The 22,312-nt window shown below is 67.8% G+C and carries 23 protein-coding genes and 1 pseudogene; 20 read left to right on the top strand and 4 right to left on the bottom strand.

The features are described from left to right. The first annotated feature begins 2 nt into the window (after positions 1 to 2). Positions 3 to 875, top strand: a complete 873-nt coding sequence (locus tag MJO54_RS13150) for a dihydrodipicolinate synthase family protein (protein ID WP_105294355.1) — start codon at positions 3 to 5, stop codon at positions 873 to 875. Between the two features lie 7 nt (positions 876 to 882). Here MJO54_RS13150 and ypfJ read toward each other — a convergent pair whose 3' ends face one another. Continuing rightward, positions 883 to 1,758 (bottom strand): KPN_02809 family neutral zinc metallopeptidase, encoded by an 876-nt coding sequence (gene ypfJ / locus MJO54_RS13145; RefSeq protein ID WP_105294354.1) that lies wholly within the window; start codon positions 1,756 to 1,758, stop codon positions 883 to 885. 496 nt (positions 1,759 to 2,254) lie between these two features. On the opposite strand from ypfJ, the gene MJO54_RS13140 reads away from it, so the two are divergent. From MJO54_RS13140 to MJO54_RS13125, 4 genes are all read left to right on the top strand, one after another. After that, positions 2,255 to 2,554 (top strand): PE family protein, encoded by a 300-nt coding sequence (locus MJO54_RS13140; RefSeq protein ID WP_046285519.1) that lies wholly within the window; start codon positions 2,255 to 2,257, stop codon positions 2,552 to 2,554. Positions 2,555 to 2,568: 14 nt separating this feature from the next. After that, positions 2,569 to 3,759, top strand: coding sequence for a PPE family protein (locus MJO54_RS13135; protein ID WP_046285518.1), 1,191 nt, complete (start codon positions 2,569 to 2,571; stop codon positions 3,757 to 3,759). Between the two features lie 83 nt (positions 3,760 to 3,842). Continuing rightward, positions 3,843 to 4,139: a WXG100 family type VII secretion target gene (locus tag MJO54_RS13130; protein ID WP_047317297.1), complete on the top strand. Its 297-nt coding sequence runs from the start codon at positions 3,843 to 3,845 to the stop codon at positions 4,137 to 4,139. 16 nt (positions 4,140 to 4,155) lie between these two features. Further along, on the top strand, positions 4,156 to 4,440 hold the full coding sequence (locus MJO54_RS13125; protein ID WP_047317298.1) for a WXG100 family type VII secretion target: 285 nt from the start codon (positions 4,156 to 4,158) through the stop codon (positions 4,438 to 4,440). Positions 4,441 to 4,588: 148 nt separating this feature from the next. Here the strand turns inward: MJO54_RS13125 and MJO54_RS13120 are convergent, their stop codons facing one another. Continuing rightward, a complete protein-coding gene (locus MJO54_RS13120) occupies positions 4,589 to 5,686 on the bottom strand; it encodes an ESX-1 system-associated protein (RefSeq protein WP_046286189.1) in 1,098 nt (365 codons plus the stop codon). 108 nt (positions 5,687 to 5,794) lie between these two features. On the opposite strand from MJO54_RS13120, the gene aspS reads away from it, so the two are divergent. Together aspS and MJO54_RS13110 are read left to right on the top strand one after the other, a co-directional pair. Further along, the gene (gene aspS / locus MJO54_RS13115; protein WP_064889522.1) at positions 5,795 to 7,564 is read left to right on the top strand and encodes an aspartate--tRNA ligase; all 1,770 of its coding nucleotides are present in this window, start codon (positions 5,795 to 5,797) and stop codon (positions 7,562 to 7,564) included. Between the two features lie 48 nt (positions 7,565 to 7,612). Further along, positions 7,613 to 8,026 (top strand): PaaI family thioesterase, encoded by a 414-nt coding sequence (locus tag MJO54_RS13110; RefSeq protein WP_046286191.1) that lies wholly within the window; start codon positions 7,613 to 7,615, stop codon positions 8,024 to 8,026. A gap of 6 nt (positions 8,027 to 8,032) precedes the next feature. Here MJO54_RS13110 and MJO54_RS23830 read toward each other — a convergent pair whose 3' ends face one another. Then, on the bottom strand, positions 8,033 to 8,461 hold the full coding sequence (locus tag MJO54_RS23830; RefSeq protein WP_204368935.1) for a transglycosylase family protein: 429 nt from the start codon (positions 8,459 to 8,461) through the stop codon (positions 8,033 to 8,035). Between the two features lie 362 nt (positions 8,462 to 8,823). Between MJO54_RS23830 and MJO54_RS13100 the strand changes: the two genes are divergently transcribed. From MJO54_RS13100 to MJO54_RS13085, 4 genes and pseudogenes are all read left to right on the top strand, one after another. Beyond that, on the top strand, positions 8,824 to 9,669 hold the full coding sequence (locus MJO54_RS13100) for a DUF3097 domain-containing protein (protein WP_064889524.1): 846 nt from the start codon (positions 8,824 to 8,826) through the stop codon (positions 9,667 to 9,669). A 287-nt stretch (positions 9,670 to 9,956) separates the two neighbouring features. After that, positions 9,957 to 11,066 (top strand): NDMA-dependent alcohol dehydrogenase, encoded by a 1,110-nt coding sequence (locus tag MJO54_RS13095; protein ID WP_046286193.1) that lies wholly within the window; start codon positions 9,957 to 9,959, stop codon positions 11,064 to 11,066. Between the two features lie 41 nt (positions 11,067 to 11,107). Next, positions 11,108 to 12,457, top strand: coding sequence for a replication-associated recombination protein A (locus MJO54_RS13090; RefSeq protein WP_174549793.1), 1,350 nt, complete (start codon positions 11,108 to 11,110; stop codon positions 12,455 to 12,457). 83 nt (positions 12,458 to 12,540) lie between these two features. Further along, a pseudogene (locus MJO54_RS13085) lies at positions 12,541 to 12,672 on the top strand (HpcH/HpaI aldolase/citrate lyase family protein); the annotation flags it as partial. 59 nt (positions 12,673 to 12,731) lie between these two features. Here MJO54_RS13085 and MJO54_RS13080 read toward each other — a convergent pair. Then, entirely contained in the window at positions 12,732 to 13,352 is a 621-nt protein-coding gene (locus MJO54_RS13080) for a hypothetical protein (protein WP_046286194.1), read from the bottom strand. A gap of 205 nt (positions 13,353 to 13,557) precedes the next feature. Here MJO54_RS13080 and MJO54_RS13075 point away from each other — a divergent pair, with 205 nt between their 5' ends. The 9 genes from MJO54_RS13075 to MJO54_RS13035 all read left to right on the top strand — a co-directional run bounded on the left by MJO54_RS13075 (position 13,558) and on the right by MJO54_RS13035 (position 22,310). Then, positions 13,558 to 13,968 carry a secondary thiamine-phosphate synthase enzyme YjbQ gene (locus MJO54_RS13075; RefSeq protein ID WP_046286195.1) on the top strand — a complete coding sequence of 137 codons (411 nt, stop codon included), beginning with the start codon at positions 13,558 to 13,560 and terminating at the stop codon, positions 13,966 to 13,968. Positions 13,969 to 14,052: 84 nt separating this feature from the next. Further along, the gene (alaS, locus tag MJO54_RS13070) at positions 14,053 to 16,755 is read left to right on the top strand and encodes an alanine--tRNA ligase (RefSeq protein WP_240175014.1); all 2,703 of its coding nucleotides are present in this window, start codon (positions 14,053 to 14,055) and stop codon (positions 16,753 to 16,755) included. Then, positions 16,752 to 17,276, top strand: a complete 525-nt coding sequence (ruvX, locus tag MJO54_RS13065) for a Holliday junction resolvase RuvX (protein ID WP_046286197.1) — start codon at positions 16,752 to 16,754, stop codon at positions 17,274 to 17,276. Before alaS ends, ruvX begins: the two co-directional genes overlap by 4 nt. Further along, complete coding sequence (locus MJO54_RS13060) at positions 17,269 to 18,531, top strand: endolytic transglycosylase MltG (protein WP_064889535.1); 1,263 nt, start codon at positions 17,269 to 17,271, stop codon at positions 18,529 to 18,531. Before ruvX ends, MJO54_RS13060 begins: the two co-directional genes overlap by 8 nt. Beyond that, entirely contained in the window at positions 18,509 to 19,336 is an 828-nt protein-coding gene (locus MJO54_RS13055; RefSeq protein ID WP_105295192.1) for a shikimate dehydrogenase, read from the top strand. The genes MJO54_RS13060 and MJO54_RS13055 overlap by 23 nt, the downstream gene beginning before the upstream one ends. A 10-nt stretch (positions 19,337 to 19,346) precedes the next feature. After that, the gene (locus tag MJO54_RS13050) at positions 19,347 to 19,775 is read left to right on the top strand and encodes a prepilin peptidase (protein WP_064889539.1); all 429 of its coding nucleotides are present in this window, start codon (positions 19,347 to 19,349) and stop codon (positions 19,773 to 19,775) included. Between the two features lie 185 nt (positions 19,776 to 19,960). Continuing rightward, positions 19,961 to 20,344 carry a hypothetical protein gene (locus tag MJO54_RS13045; RefSeq protein WP_046286943.1) on the top strand — a complete coding sequence of 128 codons (384 nt, stop codon included), beginning with the start codon at positions 19,961 to 19,963 and terminating at the stop codon, positions 20,342 to 20,344. Positions 20,345 to 20,459: 115 nt separating this feature from the next. Next, complete coding sequence (gene aroC, locus MJO54_RS13040) at positions 20,460 to 21,686, top strand: chorismate synthase (RefSeq protein WP_082108477.1); 1,227 nt, start codon at positions 20,460 to 20,462, stop codon at positions 21,684 to 21,686. Positions 21,687 to 21,689: 3 nt separating this feature from the next. Continuing rightward, a complete protein-coding gene (locus MJO54_RS13035) occupies positions 21,690 to 22,310 on the top strand; it encodes a shikimate kinase (protein WP_064889541.1) in 621 nt (206 codons plus the stop codon). Positions 22,311 to 22,312 lie beyond the last annotated feature (2 nt).

Here is a 22,312-nt window from a genome sequence, read left to right as displayed (position 1 = left end):
TCGTGGCAACACAGTTATATGGCGTCATCGGCTACCCGGTGACCCCGTTCCGCGACGGCGGAATCGACACCGCGGTCCTGACTACCGTCATCAACCGGCTCATCGAGGCCGGGGTGCACGCCATCGCCCCGCTGGGCAGCACCGGTGAACTCGCCTACCTCGACGAAGACGAATTCGACACCTGCGTCGACGCCTCGATCGCCGCGGTCGCCGGACGCGTGCCGGTGCTGGTCGGGGTCTCGGATCTGACCACCGCGCGTACCGTGCGCCGCGCTCGCTATGCCGCGCAGGCCGGCGCCGACGCGGTGATGGTCTCCCCGGTGTCGTACTGGAAACTGTCTGAACGCGAGATCGCCGCGCACTACCGGGCCGTCTCCGATGCCATCGACATCGACATCGTGGCCTACAACAATCCGGCGACCTCCGGGATCGACATGAGTCCAGAGCTGCTGGTGGCCATGTTCGAGGGCATCGAGCACGTGACCATGGTCAAGGAGTCCACCGGCGATCTGAGCCGGATGCTGCGGATCGCCACGCTGTCCGATGGGCGCCTGCCGTTCTTCAACGGCAGCAATCCGCTGGTGCTCGACGCGCTGCGTGCCGGGGCGGCCGGCTGGTGCACCGCGGCGCCCAACCTGCGTCCGCAGCCTTGCCTGGACCTCTACACCGCGGTCACCGCCGGGGAATTGGACAAGGCCCAGGCGTGCTACGAGGACCTCAAGCCGCTGCTGGAGTTCATCGTGGCCGGCGGGCTGCCCACCACCGTCAAAGCCGGCCTAGAGATGCTCGGGGTGCCGGCCGGGGAACCGCGTCGCCCGCTGCTGCCGCTCGACGAGGCGGACCGGGCCGAGCTGCGCGGGCTCCTCTCGCTTTGACCCCGGGCTAGCCCAAGTTGCTGGCGGCGAAGGTGTCGCACTGGTTGGGGTCGCCGCTCTGATAGCCGACGGTGAACCAGTGCTGGCGCTGGGCCGACGCGCCGTGGGTCCACGACTCCGGATTGACCCGGCCGGTGGCGGCCTGCTGAATGCGGTCGTCACCCACCGACGACGCCGCGGACAACGCATCGCTGATGTCTTGGTCGGTCAGCGGCTGCAGGAACGGCACCCCGGTGCCCTCCTGCTTGGTCACCGATGCGTAATGCGCCCACACCCCGGCGTAGCAGTCGGCCTGCAACTCGGTGCGAACCCCGGCGCCGGTCGCGCCCTGCGCACCGGTTTGGGCTCGGCCCAGCACGCCGAGCAGATTCTGCACGTGGTGGCCGAACTCGTGGGCGACCACATACTCCTGTGCCAGCGGCCCGCTGCTCGAGCCGAACCGGTCGACGAGCACCTTGAAGAAGTCGGTATCGAAGTAGGCGGTCTGGTCCGCGGGGCAGTAAAACGGTCCGACCGCGCTGGTGGCCGCCCCACAAGCGGTGGACGTCTGTCCGCTGAACAGCTGCACGCGCGGACGCGTGTAGCCCCGCAGCAGGTCCGACCACACCGCGTCCACCGAGTTGGCCGTGGCGACCACCCGGCACTGCACATACTTATTGGCGTCCTGGCCGGTGCGGCACTTGGCGAGGTCGAAGCCCGGCGCCGTGTACTGGCCCTGGTCCACGGGCTGCTGGCTGAGCACCTCGCCGGGATCGGCCCCCAAGAGCAGCGCCACCACCAGGATCACCAACCCGGCAACCCCGCCGCCGATCGCAATCCCACGGCCACCGCCGCCCGAGGAGGTGGTGCTGGTATCGATCTGCATACCCTCGTTGAAGGTCATCGCACGCTCCGTGGAGTTGTCCGTAGTTTGATGGTGGCCCGCCGACCGATCGGGGCACCTTAGCTTCGCATACCGGCACCCGCCTCCAGGCCCGGTTTAGTGCGGTAGAACGCGTCGAATCCCGCGCCTTGGCTAAGTGAATTCAGCGTTGTCTGACCAGATCCCAAACCTTTACTGAATGTTTGTCGCGCTGCTGTGCCCCGAGGTCGCGCCGGTGTTACGTTCTGCATCCGGCCGCAGTGGGATGTTTCCTGCTACGGCCGCCGCAGCTACCTGCCCCAGAGTCAAGAGAGGTCGTCTGCTCGGTGAACGTTTCAACTCGTGCTTCCAGGGTTCCGTGGTGCTCGGGCCGCGAGTTGTCGTTCGTCTCGGGCGCCCCAGCTTTATCAGACCGTTATTACAACTGTCCGCTAGAGTGACCTACGTCAAGTATTGACGCAGACTTCGCGTACCCAACACTTCCCCGAGACGCTTGCACGACCCCCCAGGAGGAACAATGTCGTTCGTAACCGCTCAGCCAGAGATTCTGACGGCGGCCGCCGGAAGCCTTTCCGGAATCGGCGACTCGATGACCGCGGGGGTCACCGCCGCTGCTGCTCCTACCACTGGTGTGACCGCGCCTGCCGCGGACTTGGTGTCGGCGATGACCGCTGCCCAGTTCTCGGTCCATGGATCCCTGTTCCAGGAGGTCAGTGCCCAGGCGGCGGCGGTGCACCAGCAGATCGTGGCCACTTTGGGTAGCAACGCGAACGCTTACGCCCTCACCGAGGCTGTCAACGCCGCGGCTGCTGGCTGAAGCGGGGCGCCTCAATGAGTTTCAGTATCTTTCCGCCCGAGATCAACTCTGGGCTTATATATACCGGGCCCGGTTCGAGCCCCCTGCTGGAAGCCGCGGCGGCGTGGGCTCAGCTGTCGAGCGAGTTGATGACATCGGCGACAGCGACGCATTCGGTGATTGCCAATCTGGACTCGACCTGGACTGGGGCCGGCTCGGCAGCGGCGACCGCCTCGACCGCGCCGTATGTGGCTTGGCTGGAGCAGGCTTCGGCGACCGCCGCCAACAACGCTGCGCTGGCCACCCAGGCGGCCGCGCTGTTCGAGGCGGCGCGGGCCGCGTCGGTGCCGCCCGCGGTGATCGCGGCGAACCGCGCGATGCTGCTGGCGCTGATCTCCACCAACTTCTTTGGCCAGAACACCCCCCTGATCCAGGCGACTGAGCACCAGTACGAAGTGATGTGGGCGACCGACGGCGCCGCGATGGACACCTACAGCGGGTCTGCGGAGGCTAACAACAACGCGCTGCAGCAGGTGTCGACACCGCCGCAGTCTGCTCAGGCGACGGCGCAGGGGACGCCGGGATCGGCCGATGGCGGTCCGGTCATCACCCCGCCTGGCAACGGGCCGTCAGGTTATGACTTCGCCACCATCGGCGGATTGCTCGACGCGGTTGGCCTTCCGTCGACGATGCTCGGCGAGAAGGCGGCAGCCACCACCATCAGCTCGGCGCTGTCGCCAATCAGTTCGGCGAGCATGCCCGCGATGATGTTGGTGAGGCTGCTACCGATGCTGATGCAGTTCGCCCGAATGGGCGGAGCGGCCGGAGCGACAGGTGCGTTGGCCGGACAGTCGGCCGCCGGGGGCGCCGGCACCCTGATGACCCAGATCGGCGACTTCGTCAACGACAAGCTGCAAGGCGCGGTCGGCGTGCTGGCCGGCCACTTCAGCTCGGCCACTAACGCCATCTCCGCCAAGCTCGGTCAAGCCGCCTCGATGGGCGCGCTGAAGGTTCCGCAGGCCTGGTCGATGGCCGCCGACGGTATGGTCCGCGCCGCTCCGGTACTTCCCGCCACCACGGTCAGCGCCCCGGTCCAGACCATGTCGGGAGGACTGCCGGGCGGCCCGTTCGGCCACGCCATGATGGGCGCGATGGCCGGACGCGGAATGGGCGCGATGGCCGCCAAGGCCCCCAAGGTTATGCCCCGTTCGCCGGCTGGCGGGTAGCGGAAGGGGCCTGAACACACACGTGTCTGCCGGGTCGGCGCCCGGCTACCACAACGAATTGACGAAGCAAGAGGGAGAGAACCATGGCAACACGTTTTATGACTGATCCGGACGCGATGCGTTCGATGGCGGGCCGTTTTGATGTGCACGCGCAGACGGTGGAGGACGAGGCTCGTCGGATGTGGGCGTCGTCGACCAACATCTCTGGTGCTGGTTGGGGTGGTCTGGCGGAGCGGACTTCGATGGACACCATGGGTCAGATGCAGACGGCGTTTCGCAACATCGTGAACATGCTGCACGGTGTGCGTGATGGTCTGATTCGCGACGCTAACCACTACGAGCAGCAGGAAGCTGCTTCTCAGCAGATCCTGTCGAGCTAGAAGGAGTACCACGACCATGTCGATTAACTACCAGTTCGGTGATGTGGATGCGCACGGTGCGTTGATTCGTGCTCAGGCTGCGTCGTTGGAGGCTGAGCACCAGGCGATCGTGCACGATGTGCTGGCTGCCGGTGATTTCTGGGGTGGTGCGGGTTCGGTGGCGTGCCAGGAGTTTGTGGCGCAGTTGGGTCGCAACTTCGCGGTGATCTACGAGCAGGCCAACAGCCACGGTCAGAAGGTGCAGTCGGCCGGTAACAACATGGCCAACACCGACGCCTCGGTCGGCTCCAGCTGGGCCTGACCCAAGCCAATCGCGATCAAGAAACCGGCGCAGCCCTGGGCTGCGCCGGTTTCTCGCATTCTGTGGAGAGATGCACGGCCTGGGCAAAGCCGACAGCGGCCGGGGCTAATCAACCCCGGCCGCTGTCAGCGTGTCTAGCGTGCTGTGGTCAGCCCGTGATCGCTGCCGACGAGCATGCACCCAGCACCGTGGTGGACAGGAACGTCGCGGCATTGGCCAGGTAGTTGTCGGTCGGGTCGTAGGTCGGCAGCGCCAACACGAACGCCCGCCGGTACTGGGCGGACAGTTCCGCGAAGTCCTGCAGGGTGGGGTTGTTGCTGCGGCGGCCCAGCTGCTGCATCTTGTTGGCCAGGCTGATCATGATGGGACCCACCGCCAGGTTGACCGCCTTCTGCTGCGGGTTCCAATACGTCCCCGGGATGCTGGGGTCGATGCCGTGCCATTCGGCGGCGTCGACACCGAACTTGTCCAGCGTGGCCTTCCAGTCCGCGCACACCGGATTGGACCCGGTCAGATAACGCTGCGGGTTGGCCGGGTTGCCCGGCGAGGCCGTCTTGGTGGGGGCGGACTGCGACTCGACCAGCGGGCCGCGCGCGGCCGCTGAGCCATTGTTGGCGGCTGCGCAGATCGCGGCCAGCGCCGAGGCTGCGCTGTGCGCGGTGCCGGCCAACGGAGCGTCCCGCTCGGTGTAGGTGGGAATGTGCTCGACGAAGGTCCGGGCGTAAGCGATGAACTGCTCGTAGAGTTCGCGCATCACCCGGTGCGGGGTCAGCTTCACCAGCCCGACGGTCTGGGCGGCGGCGTTGCGCACCACCTGGCCGGCGGCCAGATACTGCTTCTTCTGCTCGTCATTCCACGCCGACGCCGGAATCGACTGGTCGCGCTCATTCCACTTGCCCTGTCCCAGCATCGACAGGGTGCTCGACAGGTTGCTGCTGATCGATATCCACGCGGTGCAGCTGGGGTCATTGATGATGATCGAGACCGGAGCGGTGTCGTCCGCGCTGGCGATACCCGACGCCGCCGAGCTGCGGCTGGAGGCCGAGCCGTCCAGCGAACTCTTGCCGGGGTCGCCGCCCAGCAACACCACCGCGACCAACACCAGTGCCACCACGGCCAGCACGACTACTGCGGCCAACCCCCATTTGAGGCTCTTGTTCTGTTTAGGGGCAGCGGCGTCGTCGTAGTCCTCGTCTTCGTCCTCGTCGTCATAGTCAAAGTCGAGGTCATCGGTGCCGTTAGTCACAGTGAGCCAGCTTAAAGCACCGACCGGCGCGGGGCAGTGTCACGAGAGGGCTCTAGACTTGGCGACCGTCAAACCGTTACCGAACTAACCGTCACCAAGGGGGTATTCGTGCTGCGCAGCCACGACGCCGGCTCACTGCGGGCTACCGACGCCGGGCTCAGCGTCACGCTTGCCGGTTGGGTGGCGCGCCGACGGGACCACGGCGGTGTCATCTTCATCGACCTGCGCGACGCTTCCGGGGTGGCGCAGGTGGTGTTCCGTGACGCCGCTGTCCTGGAGCAGGCGCACCGTTTGCGCGCCGAGTTCTGTGTGGCGGTCACCGGTCTCGTCGAGGTTCGCCCCGAGGGCAATGAGAATCCCGATCTGCCCACCGGCGCCATCGAGATCAACGCGACGGAGCTGACGGTACTCAACGAATCTGCGGCCCTGCCGTTTCAGCTCGACGAGTCCGCCGGGGAGGAAGCCCGGCTCAAGCACCGCTACCTGGATTTGCGTCGCGAAGACGGGCCCGGCGCCGCACTGCGACTTCGTTCGCAGGCCAACGCGGCCGCCCGCTCGGTGCTGGCTGAGCACAAATTCGTCGAGATCGAAACGCCTACGCTGACCCGCTCCACCCCGGAGGGCGCCCGCGACTTCCTGGTTCCGGCGCGGTTGCAGCCCGGTTCGTTCTACGCGCTGCCGCAGAGTCCGCAGCTGTTCAAACAGCTGCTGATGGTGGCCGGCATGGAGCGCTACTACCAGATCGCTCGTTGCTATCGCGACGAGGACTTCCGTGCCGACCGCCAGCCGGAGTTCACCCAGCTGGACCTGGAGATGAGCTTCGTCGACTCCGAGGACGTGATCGGCATCGCCGAACAGGTGCTCAAGGCGCTGTGGGCGCTGATCGGCTACGACCTGCCGTTGCCGCTGCCCCGGATGACATACGCCGACGCCATGCGCCGGTTCGGTTCGGACAAGCCCGACCTGCGTTTCGGCCTGGAACTGGTGGAGTGCACAGAGTTCTTCTCCGACACCACCTTCCGGGTCTTCCAAGCTCCCTACGTGGGTGCGGTCGTTATGCCCGGCGGGGCGTCGCAGGCGCGCCGGACATTGGACGGCTGGCAGGAATGGGCCAAGCAGCGCGGAGCCAAGGGCCTGGCGTACGTGCTGGTGGGTGAGGACGGAGAGCTGTCCGGACCGGTGGCCAAGAACTTGACCGACGCTGAGCGTTCCGGGCTGGCCGGGCACGTGGGTGCCGCGCCGGGGGACTGCATCTTCTTCGCGGCGGGACCGGCCAAGCAGTCTCGCGCCCTGTTGGGGGCGGCTCGTGGTGAGATCGCCCGGCGCTTGGACCTGATCGACCCGGACGCCTGGGCGTTCACCTGGGTGGTCGACCCGCCGCTGTTCGAGCCCGCCGACGACGCCACTGCCGCCGGTGACGTGGCCGTCGGCTCCGGGGCCTGGACCGCGGTGCACCACGCCTTCACCTCGCCCAAGCCGGAGCACGCCGGCAGCGTGGAGACCGACCCCGGCTCGGTGCTCGCGGACGCCTATGACGTGGTGTGCAATGGCAACGAGATCGGCGGCGGCTCGATCCGTATTCACCGTCGCGACATTCAGCAGCAGGTCTTCAAGGTCATGGGGATCGACGAGGCGTCGGCGAACGAGAAGTTCGGATTCCTGTTGGACGCATTCAGTTTCGGTGCACCGCCGCACGGCGGTCTGGCGTTCGGCTGGGACCGGGTGGTGGCGTTGCTGGCCGGTGTCGACTCGATCCGCGAGGTCATCGCGTTCCCGAAGTCCGGCGGCGGCATCGATCCGCTGACCGACGCTCCGGCGCCGATCACCGCGGCACAGCGCAAAGAAGCCGGTATCGACGCGGTGCCCCAACAGCGCTGAGGCGCGGGGCGCTAGACAGCGGCGCGGCGGTCGGCAAGGCTGGCGAGCATGGATTCGGCTGAGTTCGCCCGATTGGTCGTCGCCAACATGCCGTTCGCAGCGGCGTTGCAGATCGAGATCGCTGAACTGTCGCCCCAAGAGGTGCGCGCAACCATGCCGTGGGCTCCGGAGCGCTGCACCACCGGTGGCATGTTGCACGGGGGAGCGCTGATGGCGTTCGCCGACACCGCGGGCGCGGTGTGCGCGGTGGTCAACCTGCCGCAGGGCGCGAGCACCTCGACGATCGAGTCGAAGACCAACTTCTTCCGCGCGGTGCGTGACGGCGTGGTGACGGCTGCCAGCATTCCGCTGCACGTCGGCCGCACGACGATCGTCGTGCAGACCGACCTGACCGACGACAACGGCAAGCTGGTCGCCCGGGTCACCCAGACCCAGGCGGTGCTGTCGCCGAAGCCGCAGTAACCGGGCTCACCAGAACGGTTTGAGCAGCTGGCGCATCGCCGGCGGCACCCAGCCCTTCACCGACGACGGGAATACGCGTCCCGGCCCGCATTTCGGCCAAGCATACGGACCCTGCTCATCGAGAACCCGATTGGCGACCGCGATCTGTTCCTCGCGCGACGCTTTCGCCGGAGATCCCACACCACCGAATGCGCGCCACGTCGATGGCTTGAACTGCAGACCGCCGTAGAAACCATTACCGGTATCGGCGGCCCAGTTGCCGCCCGATTCGCATTGGGCGACCGCATCCCAACCCATTGCCATGTTGTCGGCATGAGCGACCCCTGCTGAAGACAGCAGCGTGCCCACGATCCCCCCGGTGATCAGCCCGGACGTGGCCCAAGTGAGCTGCCGCCGTCCAAACTGCACGACACGCCGTGCCGTGTTCCGGTACATATCACAACCTCCGTGATAGGTGTCTATCAATGAGGTTTCCGAGCATAACGCGATAAATGATGAAATTGCACATTTTGGTCACCTAAAGATGCGAATGAGTTTGTTGTTATAAATTGAGGCAAAAGTAAACAACAGTTGTTTGAGTTAACGAAGTTGTTATTGTTACGTATGTTGCGAGAGATCTCTTAGAAATTAAGAGAATTTTGAGTTACTAATGTTGCTGGAGTGGCTATTGGGGCCAAAGTGGTGCGTGTTGGTCGCGAAGCAAAGGGCCCACCGGCATGGATCGGTCGAGAAAAAATCGTCGGAATCGCGCACCCGGTTCCCCGGCGGCGCGTCCGGACGCCCCTAGGCTGCCTCGGGTGGCCGATCGCTATGGAACCGACATCCTCGCCGCCAACCCGCACGCCGCCCGCAGGGTCCGCTCGGTAGAGGTGCCGGTGGAACGCGGCATGGTGGTCGAAGACGCCGAAAGCGGCTACGTCGGGGCCGTCGTGCGGATCGCCTACGGTCGGATGGATCTGGAGGACCGGCACGGCCGCACCCGCGGATTCCCCGTCGGCCCCGGCTACCTGATCGATGGCAAGCCGGTGATCTTGACCGAGCCCCGCCCGACGGCACCCGCGGCGCCGGCCCGGACGGCGTCGGGCTCGGTGGCGGTACGCGGCGCGCGCGCCAAGGTCGCGCTGGCCAGCCGCATCTACGTGGAGGGCCGCCACGACGCCGAACTCGTCGAGCAGGTCTGGGGCGAAGACCTGCGCATCGAAGGTGTGGTGGTCGAGTACCTGGGCGGCATCGACGACCTGGCCGGCATCGTCGCCGAATTCCAGCCCGGGCCCGGCCGACGGCTCGGGGTCCTGGTCGACCACCTGGTGGACGGTTCCAAGGAGACCCGCATCGCCGAGGCGGTGCGCCGTGGACCGGGCGGTGCACACACCCTGATCGTCGGGCACCCCTACGTCGACATCTGGCAGGCGGTGAAGCCGGGGCGGCTCGGAATGCGGGCGTGGCCCAAGATTCCACGCAACGTTGAGTGGAAGCACGGGATCTGCGCCGCGCTGGGCTGGCCGCACGCCGATCAGGCCGATATCGCCGCGGCTTGGCAGCGCATCCGGGGCCGGGTGCGGGACTGGACCGACCTGGAGCCGGAGTTGATCGGCCGGGTTGAGGAGTTGATCGACTTCGTGACGCAACCATCCGGCGGTTAGCGAGCCTCGACGTAGGAGAGGCGAAGCTGGACCGGCGCAACCATCCGGCGGTTAGCGAGCCTCGACGTAGGAGAGGCGAAGCTGGACCGGCGCAACCATCCGGCGGTTAGCGAGCCTCGACGTAGGAGAGGCGAAGCTGGACCGGCGCAACCATCCGGCGGTTAGCGAGCCTCGACGTAGGAGAGGCGAAGCTGGACCGGCGCAACCATCCGGCGGTTAGCGAGCCTGGACCGGCAATCCGGCTGAATCGGGCCACCGCGGTCGCCTGAGCCGGTTGGATGGCAGGCATGAAAACAATTGCCGCCGTGGCGCATGCGCCCAACCAGCCCTTCGAGATCATGGAGTTGGACCTCGACGGGCCCGGCCCGGGCGAGGTGCTGATCAAGTTCACCGCGGCTGGGCTGTGTCACTCGGACCTGCATGTTGCCGACGGTGACTGGCCGAACCGGTTCCCGATCGTCGGCGGGCACGAGGGCTCCGGGATCATCGAGGACGTCGGACCTGGGGTCACCAAGGTCAAGCCCGGCGATCACGTGGTGTGCTGTTTCATCCCCAGTTGCGGGGCCTGCCGGTACTGCTCGACCGGACGGCAGAACCTGTGCGACATGGGCGCCACCATCCTGGAGGGCTGTATGCCCGACGGCACCTTCCGATTCCACTCGGGTGGAACCGATTACGGCGGGTTCTGCATGCTCGGCACCTTCGCGGAGCGGGCGACGGTCTCGCAGCACTCGGTGGTCAAGGTCGACGATTGGCTGCCGCTGGAGACCGCGGTGCTGGCCGGCTGCGGCGTGCCCACGGGCTGGGCGACGGCCAACTACGACGGTGGGGTGCGCGCCGGGGACACCGTGGTGGTCTACGGCATCGGCGGGGTCGGCATCAACGCGGTGCAGGGCGCCGCGCACGCGGGCGCCAAGTACGTGGTGGCGGTCGACCCGGTGGAGTTCAAACGCGAGACTGCCTTGAAGCTGGGTGCCACGCATGCGTTCGCCACCGCCGAGGAGGCGATGGAGAAGGTCGCCGAGCTGACCTGGGGGCAGATGGCCGACCAGGCGTTGATCACCGTCGGCGATCTCGGTGAGGCCGTCACGACCGCCGCGATCAACACCGTCGGCAAGGGCGGCACCGTCGTCATCGCGGCGATGGCACGCTTGGAGGACCTCGATGTGCAGGTGTCGGGCACCATGCTGGCACTGTTCGGAAAGACGATCAAAGGCACGCTCTTCGGGGGCGCCAACCCGCAGTACGACATCGTGCGACTGCTGCGCCTCTACGATGCCGGCCAGCTCAAGCTCGATGAGCTGGTGACCCGCCGCTACACCCTGGAGCAGGTCAACGAGGGCTACCAGGATCTGCGTGACGGCAAGAACATCCGCGGGGTGATCATGCACCGCTGAACCGGCGGGGCGGCTGACAGCGATCAGCGGGCGTGCGTGGTATGCCTGAAGGCGTGTCCGACGGACTGTTCGACCTCACCGGCGCCCCGGCGCCCGAGCCGCATGGGGCGGGCGCCGGCACCTCCACGCCGTTGGCGGTGCGGATGCGTCCGGCGTCCCTCGACGAGGTGGTCGGCCAGGATCACCTGCTGGGCCAGGGCTCCCCGCTGCGTCGGCTGGTCGACGGCTCCGGAGCGGCCTCGGTCATCCTCTACGGTCCGCCCGGTACCGGAAAGACCACGCTGGCCTCGCTGATCTCCGGTGCCACCGGACGACGATTCGAGGCGCTGTCAGCCCTGAGTGCCGGGGTCAAAGAAGTGCGCGCCGTGATCGACACCGCGCGACGCGCGGCCGCATACGGCGAACAGACCGTGCTGTTCATCGATGAGGTACACCGCTTCTCCAAAACCCAGCAGGACGCGTTGCTGGCCGCGGTGGAGAACCGCGTGGTGCTGCTGGTGGCCGCCACCACGGAGAACCCGTCGTTCTCGGTGGTCGCCCCGCTGCTGAGCCGGTCGCTGATCCTGCAGCTGCGGCCGCTGGGGCCCGAGGACATCGCCACGGTGGTGCGGCGCGCTATCGACGACGAGCGCGGCCTGGGCGGACGCATCGAGGTGGCGCCCGACGCCGTCGACCTGCTGGTTCGGCTGGCCGCCGGCGATGCCCGCCGGGCTTTGACCGCACTGGAAGTAGCGTCGGAAGGGGTGGCGGCGGGCGAACAGATCACCGTGGAGATCGTCGAGGGATCCCTGGATCAGGCCGCGGTGCGCTACGACCGCGACGGCGACCAGCACTACGACGTGATCAGTGCGTTCATCAAGTCGGTGCGCGGCTCCGACGTCGACGCCGCGCTGCACTACCTGGCCCGGATGCTGGTCGCGGGGGAGGACCCGCGGTTCATCGCCCGTCGGCTGATGATTCTGGCCAGCGAAGACATCGGGATGGGCGATCCGACCGCGCTGCAAACCGCGGTGGCCGCGGCGCAGACGGTCGCGCTGATCGGTATGCCCGAGGCGCAACTGACCCTGGCGCACGCCACCGTGCACCTGGCAACAGCGCCGAAGTCCAACGCTGTGACCACCGCGCTGGGCGCCGCCATGGCTGACATCCGGGCCGGCAAGGCCGGGGCGGTTCCGGCGCACCTGCGCGACGGGCACTATGCGGGGGCGCAGTCCCTGGGCAATGCGGTCGGTTACCGGTACGCCCACGATCATCCCGACGGCGTTGTGCCGCAACAATATCCACCCGATGATCTGGTCGGTGTGGACTACTATCAGCCCACCGGTCGGGGAGCGGAACGCGAGATCGGCGGGCGACTGGCGCGACTCAGGGCCATCATCCGGCGCCGCTAGCGCACCAGGCGTGTTTTCGTCAGCCGGCCGAGCCGGTCTGGCCCAGCCAATCGGCCAGCGAGCGCCCGGCGTCGAGGGGCATGTTGCTCGCCTACCGCGAGGGTGAGGCGAAGGGGCTGGGCGCGGTCGGGGTCGACGGCGTGCTGGTTGACGCCGCGCACGTCAAGGTGGCGCGGAACACCCTGGCGCGGGTGGCACTGATCGACGAGGGGTAATCCGCCGCGAACTCAAGGTGCAACGCCGGCCTCGGTGTGAAGGTAACGGGGTCAGCCCGCTACACCAGTTCGGGCACTCGCAGATGAGCCACCGCCAGCTCGAACTCGCACTCGTCGAGTTCCTCAGCGCCGGCTTCCCGCATCGATTGGGTCTTGAGCTCGGTCGCCTGGTCGCGGTTTCGCTCCATGGCCTCCCGGCTGTCGAACGTGGCACACGAGACAGCGCGGCCCGATGCACGGTCCACCATCAGGCTCGCGCTGCTGAACCCGTCGAGGCCCTCGATCTGCGGTAGCACCGATGACTTGTAGTACTCGATGCCTTCGTCCATCCGCTCCGGTGGCACCTTGACCCAGGTGGCCCGTACGCACGACCCGGCGTGGGTGTGGTGGTCGCGGTGCAGCACCGCGATGTCCCATTCTTCGATGGTGGGCGATCCGCCGAATGTCATCGCCGCCCGGTCCCGAATCGGCCGGACATGCTCTGCGCTGGCGTGCATCGCCTCCTCGGTCTCCCATGAACTGGTAGCGATGCAGCGGCCAGTCTGTCGGTCGACCAACAGCGACACACCCACACACCCATCGATCTGCTGGAGTGCTGGCATGGTCTCGTCCCGAATATGCGCAATTCCGTCGTCAAGCGGTGAGGATTGCGCGATCACAGTGGTGGAGCGTGCGTACACGATTGGCTCCTTTGTAACGGGGCAGCGCCCCGGTGGCGCCACCGGCCCACGTACCACCCTCCTCCGCTGAACGGGTTGTGACAATAGGAAATTCGGCCTGCCTCGCGATGCGCGCCGACCAGTGGCAAACCCACACCGCTGGGCCCAAAACAGTGAGGCTGCGCCCACAGACCGAGCCCGCCGGAACGTCCGTAGGCTTGCAGATATGAAGACCGAAGTGCTCGGCGTCGACACCTCCCGGCGTCGCACCGTCGACCTCACCGATCAGGTGCGGTCGTTCTGCGCGGGTCACGGTGACGGGCTGTGCAATGTCTTCGTACCGCACGCGACGGCCGGGGTGGCGATCATCGAGACCGGTGCCGGGTCCGATTCCGACCTGGTCGACGCGCTGGAGCGGCTCTTGCCGCGTGACGACCGCTACCGGCACGCGCATGGGTCGCCGGGGCACGGGGCCGATCATGTGCTGCCGGCGATCGTCGCGCCGTCGATCACCGTTCCGGTGGTCGGCGGTGAGCCGCTGCTGGGAATCTGGCAGTCCGTCGTCCTGGTCGACCTGAACCGCGACAACCCTCGTCGAAGTGTGCGATTGAGTTTTGTCGTCGCCGCCACCACCTGAGGATCCTTGCCTGCTGAGAATGCGATCGGCAGCCCGGTACTGTAGTGCCGTCTAAATGGACGAGACGGCGGGAAGCGATAGATAGTGCAGACACACGAGATCAGGAAACGCTTCCTCGATCACTTCGTGAAAGCGGGCCACACCGAGGTGCCCAGCGCTTCGGTGATCCTGGATGACCCCAACCTGTTGTTCATCAACGCCGGGATGGTGCAGTTCGTGCCGTTCTTCCTGGGCCAGCGCACCCCGCCGTACGCCACCGCCACCAGCATCCAGAAGTGCATCCGTACCCCGGATATCGACGAGGTGGGCATCACCACCCGGCACAACACCTTCTTCCAGATGGCCGGCAACTTCTCGTTCGGCGACTACTTCAAGCGCGGGGCGATCGAACTGGCCTGGACGCTGCTGACGGGCAGCGTCGCCGACGGCGGTTACGGACTGGACCCCGAACGGCTGTGGGCCACCGTCTATCTCGACGACGACGAGGCCATCGCGTTGTGGCAGGAGATCGCGGGATTGCCGCTCGAGCGGATCCAGCGCCGCGGCATGGCCGACAACTACTGGTCGATGGGCATCCCGGGACCCTGCGGCCCGTCGTCGGAGATCTACTACGACCGCGGCCCGGAGTTCGGTGTCGATGGCGGCCCGATCGCCAACGAGGACCGCTACATCGAGATCTGGAACCTCGTTTTCATGCAGAACGAGCGCGGCGAGGGCACCTCCAAGGAGGACTTCGAGATCCTCGGGCCGCTGCCGCGCCAGAACATCGACACCGGCATGGGCATCGAGCGGGTCGCCTTCCTGCTTCAGGGCGTGCACAACGTCTACGAGACCGACCTGGTTCGCCCGGTCATCGACCTGGTCGCCACCCGCGCGCCGCGGGGCTACAACACCGGCAATGACGCCGACGACGTGCGCTACCGGATCATCGCCGACCACTCCCGCACCGCGGCCATCCTGATCGGTGATGGCGTGAGTCCCGGCAACGACGGCCGCGGCTACGTGCTGCGCCGGCTGCTGCGCCGGGTGATCCGCTCGGCCAAGCTGCTGGGCATCGAGGGCCCGATCGTCGGCGAGCTGATGGCAACCGTGCGCGATGCGATGGGCCCGTCGTACCCAGAACTGGTCACCGACTTCGACCGGATCAACCGGATCGCGGTCGCCGAGGAGACCGCGTTCAACCGGACCCTGACCTCGGGCTCGAAGCTGTTCGAGGACGCGGCGGCAGCCACCCGGTCCGCCGGGGCCACCGTGCTCTCCGGCAGCGACGCCTTCGCCCTGCACGACACCTACGGTTTCCCGATCGAGCTCACCCTGGAGATGGCCTCGGAGGCCGGCCTGCAGGTCGACGAGGCCGGGTTCCGCACGCTGATGGCCGAGCAGCGACAGCGCGCCAAGGCCGACGCCGCCGCGCGCAAGCACGCCCACGCCGACCTGAGCGCCTACCGGGAGCTGATCGACGCCGGACCCACCGAGTTCACCGGATTCAACGAGCTCACCACCGAGGGCCGCATCCTGGGCATCTTCGTCGACGGCAAGCGGGTGCCGGTGGTGTCGCACGAGGACCAGAAGGGCGTGGTCGCGGATCGCGTCGAGCTGGTGTTGGACCGCACCCCGTTGTATGCCGAGGCCGGTGGACAGATCGCCGACGTCGGCACCATCAGTGCCGGCACCGCCCAAGCCACGGTCACCGACGTGCAGAAGATCGCTCAGACGCTGTTCGTGCACCGGGTCAATGTCGAGTCCGGCGAATTCGTCGAGGGCGACACCGTTACCGCAGCGGTGGACCAGGGCTGGCGCAAGGGCGCTACCCAGGGCCACTCGGGCACCCATATGGTGCACGCCGCGCTGCGGCAGGTGCTGGGGCCCAACGCGGTTCAGGCCGGCTCGCTGAACCGGCCCGGGTATCTACGGTTCGACTTCAACTGGCAGGGCGCGCTCAGCGATGAGCAACGCCGCCAGGTGGAGGAGGTCACCAACGAGGCGGTCCAGGCCGACTTCGAGGTGCACACCTTCACCGAAGAACTCGAGAAGGCCAAGGCCATGGGCGCCATGGCGATGTTCGGCGAGAAGTACCCCGAGAAGGTGCGCGTCGTCGAGATCGGCGGGCCGTTCTCACTGGAACTGTGCGGCGGCACCCACGTGCACAACTCGGCGCAGATCGGTCCGGTCACCATCCTGGGCGAGTCGTCGGTCGGCTCGGGGGTGCGGCGCGTCGAGGCCTACGTCGGGTTGGACTCGTTCCGGCACCTGGCCAAGGAGCGCGCGTTGATGGCCGGGCTGGCCTCGTCGCTGAAGGTGCCCTCGGAGGAAGTGCCGGCTCGGGTGGCCAACCTGGTCGAGCGCCTCAAGGCCGCCGAGAAGGAGTTGGACCGCGCCCGGCTGGCCGGTGCCCGGGCGGCTGCTGCGAATGCCGCCGCCGGCGCCGAACAGATCGGTAACGTGCGCCTGGTGGCGCAGCGGATGTCGGGCGGTATCGGCGGCGGCGACCTGCGTTCGCTGGTCGGCGACATCCGCGGCAAGCTGGGCGAGGCGCCCGCGGTGGTGGCGCTGATCGCCGATGGCTCGGATTCGCAAGGCAGCGTGCCTTATGTGGTGGCTGCCAATGCCGCCGCGCAAGAGCTCGGGTTGCGCGCCGATGATCTGGTCAAGGACCTGGCGGCGGCGGTGTCCGGCCGCGGCGGTGGCAAGGCCGATCTGGCGCAGGGCTCCGGTAAGGACTCCGCCGGGATCGAGGCCGCGCTCGCGGCGGTCCGCGCGGCGGTCGCCCGGAGCGCGCCGGCGTGACCTCACCCCACCATCGCACCCCGGACCGGCCCGGCGGGCCGGACGATCCCGGCCGCGGACGACGGCTCGGGGTGGATGTGGGCAGTGTGCGGATCGGGGTGTCGTGTAGCGACCCCGACGGACTGTTGGCGACCCCGGTGGAGACGGTGCGACGACACGCCTCCGGCTCGCACCTGCGCCGACTGGCTGATCTTGCCGACGAATACGACGTCGTCGAAGTAGTGGTGGGATTGCCGCGCACCCTGGCCGACCGGGCCGGCTCAGCCGTCGAGGATGCCGTCGCAGTGGCTGACGATCTGGCCCGGGTGCTGTCTCAACGACGTCGGCTCGCGCCGGTGCGGCTGGTCGACGAGCGCCTGAGCACCGTCAGCGCGGCGCGGACGCTGCACGCGGCCGGGATGCGCGCCAAACGTCAGCGTTCGGTGATCGACCAGGCCGCTGCGGTGACGATCCTGCAGAGCTGGCTCGACCAGCGCCGGGCCCTGAGCGCGCCGGCCCCGACGGAGGACAACGATGTCTGACGAACAACGTGGGACGGCTTACGGCAAGGCCAAACCGGAAGCGGTAGGCCCGCCGAGGCGCCGGATGAGCCGGACCCAGCGGGCCCGGGAGAACCGGCGGCGACGCCAGCTCAACCGGCACCGCCGGATCGCCCGGGGCCTTGGCGTGGCGCTGATCGTCCTGGTCGCGATCGCCGGGGTCTTCCTGGGCTCCAAGTACTGGCACGCCAGCGGTCCCGTCGTCGACTTCACCGGTGACGGCGGCCAGCAGGTGCTGATCGAGGTGCATGAGGGTGACTTCACCACCGCGATCGCCGAAACCATGTTGGAGGCGGGGGTGATCGCCAACGTCGGAACGTTCCTCAACGCCGCTCAGGGCAACTCCGCCATCGCGGCGATCCAGCCCGGCTTCTACCGGTTGCGCGCCGAGATCCCGGCGGCCACCGCGGTGCAGCAGCTCACCGACCCGGAGAATCGGGTGGGCAAGCTGGTGATTCCGGAGGGTCGTCAACTCGATGACACCACGGACATGAAGACCGATCGGGTGACGCCGGGATTGTTCACCCTCATCGCCGAGGCCAGCTGCCTTGACCTCAACGGTGACCGCACCTGTCTTAAAGCCCAAGATCTGCGTCGCGCCGCGGAGATCGAGACGCCGCAGGCACTGTCGGTCCCCGAGTGGGCCTTGGGGCCGGTCAGCAAGTTGGGGCGCGACCACCGACGCATCGAAGGGCTGATCACGGCGGGCACCTGGAACGTCGACCCGACCGCGTCGGCGCCTACCGTGCTGTCGAAATTGATCAGCCAGAGCAGCGCGGAACTGGGCAAGTCCGGCCTGCCCGGCACCGCCGTGCAGCTGGGCATGACGCCCTACGAGATGCTGGTGGTGGCTTCGCTGGTGCAACGCGAAGCGCTGCCGCACGACTTCGCCAAGGTGGCCCGGGTCATCGACAATCGGCTGGGGGAGCCGCAGCGGCTGGAGTTCGACTCGACGGTCAACTATCCGCTGGACCGCCAGGAGGTGGCCACCACCGACGCCGACCGGGCCAAGGTGACGCCGTGGAACACCTACGCCTCCGACGGTCTGCCGGCCACCCCGATCTGCTCACCGGGAACGGACGCCCTGCATGCCGCCGAGCATCCGGAGCCGGGCGACTGGCTGTACTTCGTGACGATCGACAAGGACGGCACCACTCTGTTCACGCACAACTACCAGCAGCACCTGAACAACATCGAGATGGCGCTGGACAACGGTGTCCTCGACAGTTCCCGCTGACCCCGGACCGCGCCGGGCCGCGGTGCTCGGTTCGCCGATCGCCCACTCACGCTCACCGCAACTGCACCTGGCGGCCTACCGGGCGCTCGGTCTGCCGGACTGGACCTATGAGCGCATCGAGTGCGGCGCCGAAGAGTTGCCGGCGCTGGTCGCCGGTTTCGGACCGGAATGGGTCGGCGTCTCGGTCACCATGCCGGGCAAGTTCGCCGCCTTGGCGTTCGCCGACGAACGCACCCAGCGCGCCGAACGCATCGGCTCGGCGAACACGCTGGTACGCACCGCAACCGGATGGTTGGCCGACAACACCGATGTCGACGGGGTGAGCGGGGCGCTCGGTTCGGTGTCGGGGTCAGCGATCGTGCTGGGCTCCGGCGGCACCGCGCCAGCCGCGGTTGTGGCGCTGACCGAACTGGGCGCCAGCCACATCACGGTGGCCGCACGCAACGCCGACAACGCCGCGCGGGTGGTGGCGTTGGCCACCGAAGTCGGTGTGCCGGCGCGCTTCTGCGCACTCGATGACCCCGACCTGGCCGCGGCGGCCGCCGAAGCGTCGGTACTGGTCAGCACATTGCCGGCCGACGTCGCCGCCCGGTATGCGCCGGTCCTGTCCGGTGTGCCCGTCCTGCTGGACGCCATCTACAACCCGTGGCCCACTCCACTGGCGACAGCGGTGAGCGTGGCCGGCGGCACCGTGATCAGCGGCCTGCAGATGCTGCTGCATCAAGCGTTCACCCAGGTTGAGCTGTTCACCGGTCGGCCCGCGCCCCGCGCACAGATGACTTGCGCGGTCGCTGACCTCGGCTGAGCATGACGCCATGGAAGTGGCGGCGGCTGGTTCTGTACTGGCGTGGCTGACGCTGCTGAGCGGCTACGACATCCGGCAGCGCCGACTGCCGAACTGGCTGACGCTGCCCGCGGCGGTGCTGGTTCCGGCGGTGGCTGCCGCCGTTGGCCGAGGACCGGCGGCGCTGGCCGGTGCGGCGGCTTTGACCGGGGTCTATCTGGCCGTTCACCTGATCGCCCCGGCCGGACTGGGCGCCGGCGACGTCAAGCTGGCCGTGGCGCTCGGGGCGCTGACCGGCTCTTTCGGCGCCGACGTGTGGCTGCTGGCCGCGCTGGCCGCACCGCTGCTGACCGGACTGTGGGGGTTGTTCGTGGCGACGGCGGGCCGCGGCCGCACGGTGCCGCACGGACCCTCGATGTGCCTGGCCAGCGCGCTGGCGGCGGGCTTGGGCGCGTGGTGAACAGGTGCGCGCCGGCGGCCGTTCAGCGGTGTAATGCTCAGGGAACGTAAATTAACGTCGAGTGTGACCTTGTCAGGAATCGTTTGCCGCTCAGCCCATTATTAGGTAGCATCGACCGTATTGAACTGCTGCTGACCGGTGCGTAGCCAGAGGGGGTGACCGTGAAGCGAGCTGTAGTTGGGGGCGTGGCAGCTGCTGCGGTTGCCGCTGGTGGCGGCATTGTCCTTGCCGGCAACATGGCATCACCATCCTTGCCTGACGTGCAGGTTCCGGCGATTCAGCTGTCCAGCGCAGAAGGAAACGACGCCACCGTGCAGTGGCTGGACCTGTTTGCGCAGACCTCGGCCGCCAACGCGGATTCCTTCGGCGGCTACCTGCTGGACCCGAGTTCGGCTGTCCCGCCGGGTGAATCGCCGTTAGTTCTGATCGACCCGGAGACCTCCGCGGAGGACTTCGACCAGATCCTTGACGGGGTGGTCGGCAATGCCGGTAGTCAGCTCAACGCGGTGACCTCGCCGAGCAACGGCCGCGACGCCGTCACCTACCTGATCCTCAAAAACGGTTCCTGAACCCGGCTGACGGGTCTCGAGCCGAGATCGAATCACGGTTGTCGCTGCACTGAGCAGCCGGTGTGTGCAACCGTAAACTCCTCCAAGCCCCGGCGGGCCTGACCGGCATGGGAAGATGGGACACGTGTTGCGTTGGATAACTGCCGGGGAATCGCACGGTCGCGCGTTGGTGGCCATGGTCGAGGGCATGGTCGCCGGAGTGGCCGTCACCTCGGCTGACATCGCCGATCAGCTCGCTCGCCGGCGTCTGGGCTATGGCCGCGGGGCCCGGATGAAGTTCGAGGCCGACGCGGTCACCGTGCTGTCGGGAGTGCGGCACGGGATCACCCTGGGCGGCCCGATCGCTGTCGAGATCGGCAACACCGAATGGCCCAAATGGGAGACGGTGATGTCGACCGATCCCGTCGATCCGGCAGTGCTGGACAGCGAGGGCGGCGCCCGCAATGCGCCGCTGACGCGGCCACGGCCCGGCCACGCCGACTTCGCCGGCATGCTCAAATACGGTTTCGACGACGCTCGTCCGGTACTCGAACGTGCCAGCGCACGCGAGACGGCCGCCCGCGTCACCGCGGGCACCATCGCGCGGGCCTTCCTGGACCAGGCGCTGGGCGTTCAGGTGATCTCCCACGTGATCTCGATCGGCGCTTCCGACCCGTACGACGGACCGGTGCCGCAACCGGCCGACCTGGCCGCCATCGATGCCAGCCCGGTGCGTGCCTTCGACGCGGGCGCCCAGGAATCCATGATCGCCGAGATCGAGGCGGCCAAGGCCGACGGCGACACCCTCGGCGGTGTGGTCGAGGTGGTCGTGTCGGGCCTGCCGATCGGTCTGGGCTCCTTCATCAGCGGTGACGACCGGCTCGACAGTCAACTGGCTGCCGCGATCATGGGCATCCAAGCGATCAAGGGCGTCGAGATCGGCGACGGTTTCACCACCGCCCGTCGGCGTGGCAGCGCGGCCCACGACGAGATGTACCCCGGGCCCGACGGTGTGGTGCGCTCCACCAACCGGGCCGGCGGGCTCGAGGGGGGTATGACCAACGGTCTGCCGTTGCGGGTGCGTGCGGCGATGAAGCCGATCTCCACGGTGCCGCGCGCCCTGGCCACCGTCGACATGGCCACCGGCGAGGAAGCCGTCGCGATCCATCAACGCTCCGATGTGTGCGCGGTGCCGGCCGCCGGTGTGGTGGCCGAAGCCATGGTGGCGTTGGTGCTGGCCCGCGCCGCGCTGGACAAGTTCGGCGGCGACTCGCTGACCGAGACCCGGCGCAACATCGAGGCCTACCGGCGTTCGGTGGCCGACCGCGTGCCGGCCGGCGACCAGGAACGGGCCTCGGGGTAGTTCATGGCGCCCAGAGCGGTTCTGGTGGGGTTGCCCGGGGCGGGCAAGTCCACGATAGGACGGCGCTTGGCCAAGGCCCTCGACGTTGAGATGCTCGACACCGATGCCGCCATCGAGGCCCGCACCGGTCGCACCATCGCCGATATCTTCGCCACCGATGGCGAACCGGAATTCCGTCGCATCGAAGAAGACGTGATTCGGGAGGCGCTGGCCGAGCATGCCGGTGTGCTGTCGCTCGGCGGGGGAGCCGTCACCACCCCCGGGGTACGCGAGGCGCTGGCCGGCCACACGGTGGTGTTCCTGGAGATCAGCGCCGCCGAAGGCGTGCGTCGCACCAGTGGCAGCACGGTGCGGCCGCTGCTCGCCGGGCCCGGTCGGGCCGAGAAGTTTCGTGAGCTGATGTCGCAGCGGGTGCCGCTGTACCGACGGCTCGCGACCATCCGGGTCAACACCAACCGGCGTAACCCGGGTGCGGTGGTGCGCTATATCGTGTCTCGGCTGGAGGCTGGCACACCCGCCGGCCGGACGCACCCCCAACCGGCGGCAACAGCCCCTGCCGCCCCGCCGGTTACCCCGCCCACCCCCGCCACGCTGGCCGCACGACAGACCGGAGGACGCAAGTGACC

The sequence above is a fragment of the Mycolicibacter virginiensis genome, from assembly GCF_022374935.2.
Taxonomy (GTDB): Bacteria; Actinomycetota; Actinomycetes; order Mycobacteriales; family Mycobacteriaceae; genus Mycobacterium; species Mycobacterium virginiense.
This window is presented reverse-complemented; position numbering and strand designations above follow the sequence as displayed.

Excerpts from the sequence above, each read along its gene's own strand:
- ypfJ (WP_105294354.1), bottom strand. The coding sequence starts at position 1,758 with ATGACCTTCAACGAGGGTATGCAGATCGATACCAGCACCACCTCCTCG.
- MJO54_RS13140 (WP_046285519.1), top strand. The coding sequence starts at position 2,255 with ATGTCGTTCGTAACCGCTCAGCCAGAGATTCTGACGGCGGCCGCCGGA.
- MJO54_RS13135 (WP_046285518.1), top strand. The coding sequence starts at position 2,569 with ATGAGTTTCAGTATCTTTCCGCCCGAGATCAACTCTGGGCTTATATAT.
- MJO54_RS13130 (WP_047317297.1), top strand. The coding sequence starts at position 3,843 with ATGGCAACACGTTTTATGACTGATCCGGACGCGATGCGTTCGATGGCG.
- MJO54_RS13125 (WP_047317298.1), top strand. The coding sequence starts at position 4,156 with ATGTCGATTAACTACCAGTTCGGTGATGTGGATGCGCACGGTGCGTTG.
- MJO54_RS13110 (WP_046286191.1), top strand. The coding sequence starts at position 7,613 with ATGGATTCGGCTGAGTTCGCCCGATTGGTCGTCGCCAACATGCCGTTC.
- MJO54_RS23830 (WP_204368935.1), bottom strand. The coding sequence starts at position 8,461 with ATGTACCGGAACACGGCACGGCGTGTCGTGCAGTTTGGACGGCGGCAG.
- MJO54_RS13095 (WP_046286193.1), top strand. The coding sequence starts at position 9,957 with ATGAAAACAATTGCCGCCGTGGCGCATGCGCCCAACCAGCCCTTCGAG.
- MJO54_RS13090 (WP_174549793.1), top strand. The coding sequence starts at position 11,108 with ATGCCTGAAGGCGTGTCCGACGGACTGTTCGACCTCACCGGCGCCCCG.
- MJO54_RS13075 (WP_046286195.1), top strand. The coding sequence starts at position 13,558 with ATGAAGACCGAAGTGCTCGGCGTCGACACCTCCCGGCGTCGCACCGTC.
- MJO54_RS13060 (WP_064889535.1), top strand. The coding sequence starts at position 17,269 with ATGTCTGACGAACAACGTGGGACGGCTTACGGCAAGGCCAAACCGGAA.
- MJO54_RS13050 (WP_064889539.1), top strand. The coding sequence starts at position 19,347 with ATGGAAGTGGCGGCGGCTGGTTCTGTACTGGCGTGGCTGACGCTGCTG.
- aroC (WP_082108477.1), top strand. The coding sequence starts at position 20,460 with ATGGGACACGTGTTGCGTTGGATAACTGCCGGGGAATCGCACGGTCGC.
- MJO54_RS13035 (WP_064889541.1), top strand. The coding sequence starts at position 21,690 with ATGGCGCCCAGAGCGGTTCTGGTGGGGTTGCCCGGGGCGGGCAAGTCC.